Below are 12135 nucleotides of genomic sequence, written 5' to 3'. Positions count from 1 at the left end.
GTTCGTCTTATATAATGTGGCCTATTTTGCGGAAAAGCATCCAGACTGTATCCCTTTTTATGGTATAGTAGGTAAAACTGTGAAAGGGTGAGGCTTATGTTTGATCCGCGGACACCGCTGGGCGGTTCTGATGTAGATGCAGCAAAGCTTAGGGCCAAGGAGCAGGAAGAACGGATTGTCTCCGGGCGTCATAAGGGCTTTTTTTCGGAGGCGGTTGATTTATTGATTGTAGGCGGAATTATCATCCTGCTGATCGTTGTATGGGGATGGCTGGCATAGCTGTTTTGTATAGGAGTAGAGGGACCCTGGTATCCGGGGTCTTTTGTCTTTTATTTGGGGGAATCATGAATAGCTGCATGCACTGTAGGCAAATCGTACAAGCAAAGCAGGCGAAGCGGGCATTTACTGTATCAGGGGGTGAGGAAAATGCTGACATTAGATCAGGTGAAGAGTAAGTCGGCAGGCTGGCTGGGGAATCTTCATCCGGTTCTGCTGGCCGGGGCTACTGCTCTGATCCAGCGCAGCTATGCCAAAGGCATCCCGATCGTCATCACACAGGGCCTGCGTACCATCGCCGAGCAGAATGCGCTATATGCTCAAGGCCGCACGAAGCCGGGGAGCATTGTGACCAATGCCAGAGGAGGCACCAGTTACCACAATTACGGTCTGGCGATTGATTTTGCCCTGCTGCTGCCTGACGGAAAAAATGTCTCCTGGGACATCTCCCGGGACGGTAATAAGGATAAGATCGCTGACTGGCAGCAGGTGGCTCAGGAGGCCAAGAAGCTGGGGTTTGCCTGGGGCGGGGACTGGACCTCCTTCAAGGACTATTCCCATCTGGAAATGACCTTTGGACTGACCACCGAGCAGCTGCGTGCCGGTAGGCAGCCGACGGTGCAGCAGGTAAAGGATGCGCTGGCTGTCATTAACGGACCGGCCGCCGGAACCGACCAGGCTATATCGGTCACACTGAACGGGGTCAAAATTACCAGCGGCCTGCTGGAGAACGGTATAACCTATGCGCCGGTACGGGCGGTTGCTGAAGCGCTTGGGGCAAGCGTCACTTATGATGCTGCCAGCAGGACGGTGAACCTCATCAGGGAATAAGAACCACTTGTATAGATGATGAGCTACATGGGGAAATTATCAGCGAAATACAAATTCCTCAAAGGGGGCACATCACTTGAACAAGCTGGTCACGAGCCTTGCCTGCGGTACGCTATTATCAATGAGTCTCATGGGATCCGGTTATGCAGCTAATGCTGCTGGAACCGGTGGAGGAATGGGAGCATCCATTCCAGACACCGGCAGAACCGGAATGCAGACTGAACGTATCCGTGAGACAAATGGTACAACAGGCACTCACTTGCTGAACGGAACAGGTAGCCGGATGATGAACCAGACCGGGAACACGATGAACCGCAATGGCGATACCCTGATGAACAGAGTAGAGCAGAGCGGCGACAAAATGATGAACAACGCCACTGGCACAATGCGCAGAGGCGGGAACATGGTGAACAACGCGGTCCGGGGCAATGACAACAGCTCTGTCTCCCCGCTGTCCAGCAACACCGAGACCGGCAGATACCGCGCCACCAGCACAACCACCAACACAGACAACGACAGAGGCTCCAACTGGGGCTGGCTCGGTCTGCTCGGCCTGCTGGGTCTTGCAGGCATGCGTAACCGGAGCGGCGAGCGGGAACGCCACTAGCAGGTAACCAGCTGCTGTACGCCCTTCGGGCGGCTATGAGTAGGATCAGGGGCAGTGATGCCCCTGATTTTTGGTTTATTAGTGGTTAGTGTGAGCGTCTCTGAGCGCTGTGTACGAGGATCAAAGGCAAAAATGCCTTTGGATTGACTCGTTTGGTGCAGATGAGGGAAATCAAGGGCAAAAATGCCTTTGAATTAGCACTTATAGTGCAGACGGCGTGAATCAAAGGCAAAAATGCCTTTGAATTAGCTCATTTGGCGCAGATGGCGGGAATCAAAAGCAAAAATGCCTTTGAATTAGCTCGTATGGTGCTGGTGGCGGGAATCAAAAGTAACATTGCTCTGTAGTGTGCTGTTCGTGTAAAGGGGCAACGTCACTGTGCAATTGCAGAGGTTACTTTATAGAACAAGCCCTACCCATTTATTCGACACTATTCTTACTTAAGGTACAAGAAGAAATATTGGAAATATAGATTGCGTATCCAGTAGATACGTGATAAGATATTACTTGTCGCGTTACAACGCACATTATATGCCGGGGTGGCGGAACAGGCAGACGCACAGGACTTAAAATCCTGCGGTACGTGAGTACCGTACGGGTTCGACCCCCGTCCTCGGCACTACAGTGAAAACCTTGAGAAATCAAGGTTTTTTTGTTTTTCTATAGTACGTATGCATAGATATGACTTGCTCATTTTATCCTCCTCCAGCACAATCCTAATCTTTCAGCGCGGCCTCCCTCATCCAATCATACTCCACCCTAAGCTTACCTCGAGCAATGAACTTCTTCACCCAAGCCCTATATAACTAAACATACGTACCTGCTTGCTAATTTTGAAACGTTTCCAAATTAACTATTGAAACGTTTCCACTTTGGTGCTATTATAATTTTCAGAAGAGAGTCGGAGGTGTTAAATGACAAGCATTAAAGATGTAGCCAACCTAGCCGGCGTTGCAGTAGGTACCGTGTCCAGAGTCATTAACAACTCTGGCGCCGTCAAACCGAAGACACGCCAAAAGGTAGAAGCAGCCATACAGGAACTGAATTATTTCCCGAATGAAGTGGCCCGTAATTTTAAAATGCAGAGGTCCAGGATGGTCGCCTTATTGCTGCCGAGTATCTGGAATCCTTTCTTTTCTGAGCTGGCGTATTACATTGAGGATGAGCTGGACCGGGAAGGCTATAAGCTGATGCTGTGCAACAGCGGCGGCAAGCCCGAGAAGGAGCTGTATTATCTCGATATGCTGCGGCAGAACAAGGTGGCTGGAATTGTTGGCATAACTTACAACGATATCGAGAATAATGTGAGCAATGATATTCCGATCGTAAGCATTGACCGGCACTTTAACAAGAAGATCACCTGCGTCACTTCGGATAATTATGAGGGAGGGCGTCTTGCCTTAAGGGAGCTTGTGAAGGCGGGAGCCAGGAAGCCGGCTTTTATGGGGAGCGTCACCTCTGTGTTCAGTGAGACCATGAACCGGAGAGAGGGCTTCATCCATGAGGCGCAGGCTTTGGGCGTCGATTACGTAATCTACGAGAAGCCGGACCCCATCGTGGACAACCAGGCCTTTATTAACGAATTTCTGCATAACCACGGCGATGCAGATGGCATTTTTGCCATTACCGATATGCTTGCCGCCTGTTATATCGATCAGGCCAGCAACCAGGGTATCCGGGTTCCTGAGGATGTGAAGGTTATCGGCTATGACGGCATCCAGGACAGTCCGTATTTTCATCCTATTCTGTCTACCATCAGGCAGCCGGTGGAAGAAATGGCGCGCATGACGATCAGACTGCTATATGACAAGATCGAAGGCATTCCGCTGGATAAGCAGGTGTACCGTATACCTGTCGTGTTCAGGCAAGGCGAGACTACATGATCTCCTGCAGGTCAGAGAAACATCAGCATATCCGTATGGATGCACCGACTGGCGTTTTTCTTTTCAAAATTGGAAACGTTTCAAGTTCGAGAATATATTTTTTATCCCAAATTGGAAACGTTTCAAAAGACTGTTTATTTTACATTGAAAGGGAGTATAAGCGTGAATTCAAGAACCAGTACGGCAGATCCCTCCATGATCAAACCGGGCCGCAAAAGATGGAGCCGGTTCAAGCGCGACTATGAGCTGTACCTGTTTTTGCTGCCGATCATTATTCTGTATCTCGTATTCAAATACTATCCGATGTACGGGGTGCAAATTGCGTTTAAGGATTTCTCGCCGAGCCAGGGGATCTGGGGGAGTGAATGGGTAGGCTTCCAGCACTTTAAGGATTTTTTCGATGCTTATAATTTCTGGACCATCATCGGTAATACGCTCTCCCTCAGTTTTCTTTCACTGTTGTTCGGCTTCCCGGCGCCCATCATCATCGCTATTATGCTCAATCAGATGCTTGGCAAGTCCTATAAGAAATTTGTCCAGACTGTAATTTATGCGCCGCACTTTATTTCGACCGTTGTGCTTGTCGGGATGCTTAATGTGTTTTTATCGCCCAACAGCGGTCTTGTTAACCACCTGATTACCGCGTTTGGCGGGCAGCCCATCCTCTTTATGGCTGATGAAGGCTGGTTTCGTCCGCTGTATATCCTCTCAGGCATCTGGCAGGAGACAGGCTTCGCCACAATTATCTACCTAGCTGCGCTTGCGGGAGTCAATCCCGAGCTGCATGAAGCGGCTATCATGGACGGGGCGAGCAAATGGAAGCGCGTGTGGTACGTGGATATTCCGAGCATTTTGCCGACGATTGTTATTCTGCTGATTCTCGCACTTGGCAATATTATGAGCATCGGTTTTGAAAAAGCATTTCTGATGCAAAGTGATCTGAACTATGCCACCTCCAATATTATCCCGACCTATGTCTATGAAATGGGGATTCAGAAGGCCCAGTACAGCTTTTCTACGGCAGTCGGCCTGTTCAACTCCCTGATTAATATCATCCTGATTTTCACCGTAAACCGGATCGCCAAAAAGATGACAGAAACCAGCCTGTGGTAAGGAGGAAACAATCATGAACCTATTAATGAAGCGAAAAAGCAGAGGGGACGCATGGTTTGACATCATTAACTATATTTTGCTGACCCTCATTATGCTGCTCGTGCTATACCCGCTGTACTTTGTGCTGGCTGCCTCATTTAGCGATCCCAATTATATCTACTCCGGTGAGGTCTGGCTGTTTCCGAAAGGCTTCACGCTGGACGGCTATGAGCGGATATTCAGTGACTCCTCCATCTGGATTGGGTATGGGAATTCAATTCTGTACGCGACTCTGGGAACCTTAATTGGAGTAGCCGTGACGGTTTTTGCAGCGTATCCGCTGGCCCGTAAGGATCTGGCCGGGAAGTCGGTCATTATGTGGTTTTTGCTGGTTACGATGTTCTTCAGCGGCGGGCTGATTCCGACCTACCTGCTGATAAAAGATTTGCACATGCTGAATACGATGTGGGCACTGGTCATTCCCGGGGCAGGCGGTGTATTTAACGTCATCATTGTCAGAACCTTTTTCCAGTCCTCCATACCGGATGAGATGTGGGAAGCGGCCTCAATTGACGGATGCTCGAACACCAGATTTTTCTGGAGCATTGTCCTTCCCTTGTCCAAGTCCATACTGGCGGTAATGGTGCTGTATCATGTGGTCGGCTTCTGGAACGGTTTCTTCGACGCCTTGATCTACCTGAATGATGAGAGCAAGTACCCGCTGCAATTGGTGCTCCGCAACATTCTTGTCCAGAATCAGGTCAATTCAGGGATGATGATCGATGTGGAATCCTATGCAGCCAAAATGCGCGTAACTGAGCTGATTAAATACGGGGTCATCATGGTATCCAGTCTGCCGCTGCTGATTTTGTATCCGTTCCTGCAAAAGTATTTTGTCAAAGGCGTAATGATCGGTTCTATCAAGGGCTGATTCTCATTTCAGGTACTTGAGAGGGGGGATGTCCCGCCGTATTCAGGCCAAAAATAGCAGTGCAACAGTTAACAGGTGTGATGAACAAAAGGGAGGTTATGGATAATGAAGTCTTTATTCAAAAATGCGGGGATTGTGGTGCTGGCCGGAGCGTTTGCGCTGAGCGGGTGTTCAAGTAACGGAAACGGGTCAGAGAATCAGGCCGAGAATCCGGATCAGGAAGCGAATTTCAATGCAACCGGTCTTCCTATTGTAAATGAAGCAGTCTCTTTAAGAATGGTGGCCCCGAAGGCGGCTTTGGCCCCGGAGTTTACAGAGATGGAAATCTTCAAGCGGCTGGAGCAGGAAACCAACGTGCAGATTAACTGGGAGAACATTCCTGATACCGACTATACAGAGAAGAAAAACCTGCTGCTGGCGAGCGGCGACTTGCCGGATGCCTTTTATGCGGCCGGATTTACCGACTATGAGCTGATCAATTACGGTGAAGACGGAACCCTGATTCCGCTGGAGGATTTAATTGAGCAATATGCCCCTAATTTGAAAGCGCTTCTGGACCGCCGTCCTGATATCAAATCATCCATTACTGCACCAGACGGGCACATCTACGGGCTGCCTTCCTGGGAAGAGAATAACCTGGGAACAAACCCTTTCTTTCACGTTATCAATAAAAGCTGGCTGGATAAGCTGGGCCTGAAGGTGCCGGAAACGCTGGATGAATACACCGAAGCACTGCTGGCCTTCAAAACACAGGACCCGAACGGCAACGGCAAGCAGGACGAAATTCCGCTTAGCTTTATGCACATGCAGTGGTGTATGGATATCGCCGGACTTTTCGGTGCCTTTGGACTTCCGGATAACCTGGAGCACCGTGTCGTCCGGGACGGTAAAGTTATTTTTACGGCAACTCAGCCTGAATACAAGGAAGCTCTGAATTATTTTCATGAAAAATGGTATAAGCAGGGTCTGATCGATCCGGAATCCTTCACTCAGGATGCAGCACAGTATCTGGCCAAAGGCAAAACGACAGATGAGACGCTGGGCTCCTACGTCTGGTGGGAAGTAGAGGAGGTTGTCGGTACCGAACGTGCCAAGGATTATGTTCTGCTGTCACCGCTTAAAGGCGCGGATGGAGAGCAGACGATTGGACGCGCCAATGGCGGCGGGCCGGGACGCGGGTCCTTTGTCATTACCAAAGAGAACAGCAATCCGGAAATCACCATGCGCTGGATCGACCAGCAGTATGAACCTTACATGGCCGCTCAAATCCACTGGGGCCCGCTGGATGTCGTATACAAGAAGGACGATAACGGTAAGCTCGTGAATCTGCCGCTGCCTGAGGGAGCGTCTGCAGGTGAATTCCGCCAAAAGGTTGCTCCGGGATCCGGCGCGCCTGGCGTCATTACCTTCGATGACTTCGGAAAAGTGGTAGATATGGAGCCCCGCGCCCAGCAGCGCGCTGAAGACCTGGCGAAATACTACAATCCTTATATGGAAAAGGAAAACTATCCGGGCATCTTCTTTGAGCCGGAGGAGCTGGATACCATCAACAAAATTGAGCCGGAACTGATCAAGTATGTAAATACACAAAGAGGAAAATTCATTGTAGACGGCGGCGCAGATGAGGCTTGGGACAACTATATCAAGACACTGGAAAAGATGGGCCTGAATGAATTGATGGAAATCTACCAGACCGGACTGGACCGCTACAATGCAAATCTAAAACAATAAATAAATAGAGGGTTAGGTGGGGAGAAGCTGTGCTAGATGTTATCGCGATTGGAGAAGTATTGATAGATTTTACTCCGGCAGGCCGTTCAGCCGCGGGGAATGAGCAGTTTGAGTGCAATCCTGGAGGAGCTCCGGCTAATGTGGCCGCTGCGTTGTCCCGTCTGGGTGCAAGATCGGCACTCGTAAGCAAGGTGGGGGCGGATTCCTTTGGCTCCTTACTGCAGAGTACACTGCTAAGCAGCGGTGTGGATGTAGAAGGTGTATCGCTAACGGACGAAGCAAGTACGACTTTGGCCTTTGTACATCTTGATGAGCAGGGAGACCGGTCCTTCAGCTTCTTCCGGAAGCCGGGCGCGGATACCTTCCTGCATTCAAAGGATGTTCCGCTGGAGCGGATTGACAGCTGCAAGGCACTGCATTACGGCTCATTGTCTATGACTCATGAACCTGCCCGTACAGCAACCAGGACGGCCGTTCTTAAGGCTAAGGAAGCAGGAGTACTGCTGTCGTTTGATCCGAATATCCGGTTTGCGTTATGGGAGAGCAAAGAGGAAGCGAGACAGCACATACTTTGGGGTTTGAATTATGCCGATATCCTGAAGGTTTCGGAAGAAGAGCTTTCTTTTATTACGGGAACAGACGATATTGTAAAAGGTTCACTTGCGCTTCAGCAGCAATTTGATATTACACTCATTGTCGTTACTTTAGCGGAAAAAGGCTGCTATTATCGTCTGGCCGGCCAGGATGGATATGTGCCGGGGGTTAAGGTCAAGGCCATCGATACGACAGGAGCAGGAGATGCTTTTCTGGGCTGCCTGTTATATAAGATTCTGGATAACGGGGGCTCCCTGAAGGAGCTGACCGCTCAGCAAATCACCAGCATGCTGACTTTCGCCAATGCCGGCGGAGCATTAGTAACAACACGAAAGGGGGCTCTCGGGTCCATGCCGACAACAGAAGAGATTAACCGCTTGATGGAGTCCAGCCAGCTGGATAATGCCGAACGGTTCAGACCCGGGTTCCACTTTTCACCTCCCGACAACTGGGCGAATGATCCCAACGGATTAGTCTATTACAAGGGAAGCTATCATCTATTCTATCAATATCATCCTTACAGTAATAAATGGGGGCCGATGCACTGGGGCCACGCCGTAAGTGAAGACCTGGTTCACTGGGAGCACGCGCCTGTTGCGCTTTTCCCGGATGAGCATGGAGCGATTTTTTCGGGCTGCTGTGTAGTGGACTGGAATAATAGCAGCGGTTTATTCGGAGATTCCCAGGGAGGACTCGTTGCGATCTTTACGCATGCGGATACCCATCCGGAGACAGGCCAGCCGCGGCAGCGCCAGAGTCTGGCCTACAGCAGCGATGAAGGTCAAACCTGGCAGAAGTATGATGGTAATCCAGTGCTTGCCGAGGAGGAGCTGGTAGACTTCCGGGATCCCAAGGTATTCTGGCATGCGCAAAGTGAACGGTGGATTATGGCGATTGTTGCGGGAGACCACGCCCGGTTCTATGCTTCAGACAATTTGCATGATTGGTCGCTGACGGGTGAATTCGGCAAAGAAGAAGGCTCGCATGACGGCGTCTGGGAATGTCCTGATCTGTTTCAGCTGCCGGTGGATGACAGCGGCCGTTCCAAATGGGTGCTTATTATCAGCATCGGGGACAATCCCGATTGTCCGGAAGGCTCGCGCACGCAATACTTCATTGGTGAATTCGACGGTAAGACGTTTGTTAATGACAACCCGGCCGATCATATCCTGTGGCTGGATTATGGCAGAGACAACTATGCAGGCGTTACCTGGTCGGATGTTCCGGAGCAGGACGGCCGCCGCGTGCTCATCGGGTGGATGAGCAACTGGAAATATGCCAACGAGACCCCTACCGGTTCCTGGAGAGGTGCAATGACATTGCCCCGCGCCTTGTCTTTGACCAGCAAGGAAGGGAGCGTCGTGCTGACCCAAATGCCTGTCCGGGAAATCGGGCAGCTACGCAAAGAATCCGTGAGCTGGAAGGATGTCACGGTTACGCCTGAGACTCCTTTCATACAGCAGACCCATTATAATCTGCTGGAGATTGAAGCAGAGCTGGATGTTCGTTCGGGGGATGGAATCTATATTCACCTGAAATCCTCCGGACAGGACGAGATCATTATCGGTTACGACCCTGCTGACAAGCGGCTGTTCACCGACCGCTCCCAATCGGGTGTAACTGATTTCCATCCTGCGTTTGCAAGCCGGCATGGTGCAAGCCTGGCTGCGGTGAATGGGCAGCTCAAGCTGCAAATCTGGCTGGACCGCAATGCGGTTGAAGTGTACGCGGACAATGGCCTGGTTGTGCTGACCGATCAGATCTTCCCTGAATCTCCGATTGAGCATATTGAGGTAAGGGCGCAGTCAGGGCAGGTGGTCGTGAACTCCCTGCAGATTCACAAGCTGGACGCTGTTCAGATTCCATATGTCAGTACAGGGCAGCCAACAAGGAGGAATGAGGCATGAGCAGCTCGGCGGGAGACCGCGGACTAACGAGATATTGGGCTTTTGATGAAGGAGCCGGAGCAGGTGCGCTGGAGAAAGTCACTGATACAGTGGATGATGTTCATTACGTGTTTAATAATGCGGAGTTTACCGATCCTTGTACTCCGCCATGGAGGAAGGGAGTGGCAGGAACCAGTCTCCTCTTCGATGGTTACTCAACCTATATTGATCATTCTGTACATGGAGAAGCTCGTAGTGGAGAGCCGGAATTTCTGACGGCCCTCAGCATCGGGGTATGGATTGCCCCGAGAACCTATGAGTGGGGGCATGAGGGCAAGCTGGCCGCCATTGTGAACAGGCATAATAAGGATGCTAAGCAGGGGTACCTGCTTGGCATGTTCCGTCACGGCTCCTGGTCCTTCCAAATTGGGCTTGCAGGCGGGGAATGGACCGAAATCTGGTCGCCGGACGGCTGTGAGCTGCCCAAGAATGAGTGGTCTTACGTAAATGCCGTGTTCAATGGGGATGAAGGCGAGCTTAAGCTGTATTTGAACGGCAGCGAGATTGCTTCGGCGGTGATACCTGCCGGTTCAAGACTGGCAGTAGCGGCAGATACGGATCTGCTCATCGGCAGGAACAATCACAGCAGCAAGCTTGCAGAAGTATTCACCCTGCATATGTTCAGCGGTCTTATGGATGAGCTGAAGATTTATAGCCGTGCCCTGAGCAGTGAGGAAGTGGCTGCTTCTTACTGGGAGGTGCTGACTGCTCATGGCGGTGTCCGGCCGCAAGTGGAATATGACGACATTAAGCTGGACCGTACTCCCCTGCTTGCAGACCGGCACAGACCGCAATATCATGTCAGCCCGCCGGCCCACTGGATGAACGAGCCTCATGCGCCAATCTATTTTGACGGACAATATCATCTGTTCTATCAGCATAATCCGCAAGGGCCTTACTTCCACCATATACATTGGGGGCATTGGGTAAGTGAAGATCTGGTGTATTGGCGCGATCTTCCTATAGCCCTGGCACCTGAGAAGGATCAGCTCGCACCCGACGGGATCTGGTCAGGAAGCGCTACTTATGATGCCGGCGGCCTGCCCGTCCTGTTCTTTACAGCCGGCAACGACAGTGCTTCACCGAATCAGAGCGTGGCGCTGGCCAGAAGCACTTATTCCGAAGATAAGGACCCTGATCTGGTCAGGTGGATCAAACATCCGGAGCCGCTTATTGTACAGGAGCAGGGAATGGGGGCATTCGGGGATTTCCGGGACCCGTTCGTGTGGAAGGATGAGGACGGCTGGTATGCCCTGGTCGGATCGGGGACGGAAGGCGGAGCAGGAGCAGCGCTCGCATTTATGTCAAAGGACATGCTGAACTGGACGTACAAAGGATCATTCTTTGAAGCGGACCTTCAGAAGTTCCCTTACCTTGGCCCGATCTGGGAGCTTCCGGTATTCCTTCCTCTGGGCAGTGACAAGCAAGGCGTGATTAAGCACCTTCTGCTGGTCAGTCCTGTAGGAGCTGGCGCTGATGTTGAAGTGTTCTACTGGATCGGACAGCTGGATAAGCACAATCTGTCATTCATACCGGATCAGGAGGAACCGCAGCTTATTGATGTCGGTGATTTCCATTTTACCGGCCCGAGCGGAATGGCCGATCCGGTGACAGGCAGGAATATCGTCTTTACGATCGCGCAGGGTGACCGTACATCCGTGCTGGAATACCAGTCAGGCTGGGCTCATAACGGCGGTTTGCCGGTAAGCGTGTATTTACGGGAGGATGGAAGGCTTGGAGTCGAGCCTATTCAGGAACTGCAGTCCTTACGGGGTGAGAAGCGATTATCGCTTCGTGACAAGTCATTAACAGAAGCGAATGACCAGCTGAGGGATATTCAGGGCGATATGCTGGAGATTCAGCTGGAAATGGAGCGGGGCAGTGCTGCACAGCTTGGAATCAAGGTCCGGTGTACACCGGATGGAGAGGAAGAAACGCTGCTGTATTATGACTGGAAGGAATCCATGCTTTTGGCCGACCGGACGAAAACATCGCAGCATCCGGAAGAAAGATGCAGCGGGATTCAAGGGGGCAAGCTGGATTTATGCGGCGAGAACCTGAAGCTGCATCTCTATCTGGACCGCTCCATGGTCGAAGCCTATGCCAACGGACTTAAGAGCCTGACAACCCGGGTGTATCCGGGCCGCAAGGATGCTTTGGGACTTGAGCTCTGGGGAGATGGCGAGCCATTGGTGAAGTCGATGGAGATTTGGGAGATGAAGTCTATATGGTAAGGCGGAGCGC

The 12135-nt window shown here is 51.3% G+C and carries 9 protein-coding genes and 1 tRNA gene; all 10 read left to right on the top strand.

Annotated elements, in window-relative coordinates; translation table 11 throughout:
- The first annotated feature begins 96 nt into the window (after nt 1-96).
- The 10 genes from R70723_RS23350 (at nt 97) to R70723_RS23305 (ending at nt 12125) form a co-directional block, all read left to right on the top strand.
- The gene (locus R70723_RS23350) at nt 97-279 is read left to right on the top strand and encodes a hypothetical protein (RefSeq protein ID WP_039875852.1); all 183 of its coding nucleotides are present in this window, start codon (nt 97-99) and stop codon (nt 277-279) included.
- Nucleotides 280-426: 147 nt separating this feature from the next.
- On the top strand, nt 427-1107 hold the full coding sequence (locus R70723_RS23345) for a M15 family metallopeptidase (protein WP_039875849.1): 681 nt from the start codon (nt 427-429) through the stop codon (nt 1105-1107).
- 76 nt (nt 1108-1183) lie between these two features.
- Complete coding sequence (locus R70723_RS34120) at nt 1184-1714, top strand: WGxxGxxG family protein (protein ID WP_039875847.1); 531 nt, start codon at nt 1184-1186, stop codon at nt 1712-1714.
- Nucleotides 1715-2247: 533 nt separating this feature from the next.
- A tRNA-Leu gene (locus R70723_RS23335) sits at nt 2248-2333 on the top strand.
- A gap of 295 nt (nt 2334-2628) precedes the next feature.
- Nucleotides 2629-3597 (top strand): LacI family DNA-binding transcriptional regulator, encoded by a 969-nt coding sequence (locus tag R70723_RS23330; protein WP_039875845.1) that lies wholly within the window; start codon nt 2629-2631, stop codon nt 3595-3597.
- 195 nt (nt 3598-3792) lie between these two features.
- Nucleotides 3793-4710, top strand: a complete 918-nt coding sequence (locus R70723_RS23325) for an ABC transporter permease (protein WP_231574938.1) — start codon at nt 3793-3795, stop codon at nt 4708-4710.
- 13 nt (nt 4711-4723) lie between these two features.
- The gene (locus tag R70723_RS23320) at nt 4724-5620 is read left to right on the top strand and encodes a carbohydrate ABC transporter permease (RefSeq protein WP_039875840.1); all 897 of its coding nucleotides are present in this window, start codon (nt 4724-4726) and stop codon (nt 5618-5620) included.
- 105 nt (nt 5621-5725) lie between these two features.
- The gene (locus tag R70723_RS23315; protein WP_039875838.1) at nt 5726-7351 is read left to right on the top strand and encodes an ABC transporter substrate-binding protein; all 1626 of its coding nucleotides are present in this window, start codon (nt 5726-5728) and stop codon (nt 7349-7351) included.
- A 29-nt stretch (nt 7352-7380) separates the two neighbouring features.
- Nucleotides 7381-9852 (top strand): PfkB family carbohydrate kinase, encoded by a 2472-nt coding sequence (locus R70723_RS23310; RefSeq protein WP_039875836.1) that lies wholly within the window; start codon nt 7381-7383, stop codon nt 9850-9852.
- On the top strand, nt 9849-12125 hold the full coding sequence (locus R70723_RS23305; RefSeq protein ID WP_039875835.1) for a GH32 C-terminal domain-containing protein: 2277 nt from the start codon (nt 9849-9851) through the stop codon (nt 12123-12125). The genes R70723_RS23310 and R70723_RS23305 overlap by 4 nt, the downstream gene beginning before the upstream one ends.
- Nucleotides 12126-12135: the final 10 nt, after the last annotated feature.

The sequence above is a fragment of the Paenibacillus sp. FSL R7-0273 genome, assembly GCF_000758625.1.
Classification (GTDB): domain Bacteria; phylum Bacillota; class Bacilli; order Paenibacillales; family Paenibacillaceae; genus Paenibacillus_AQ.
This window is presented reverse-complemented; position numbering and strand designations above follow the sequence as displayed.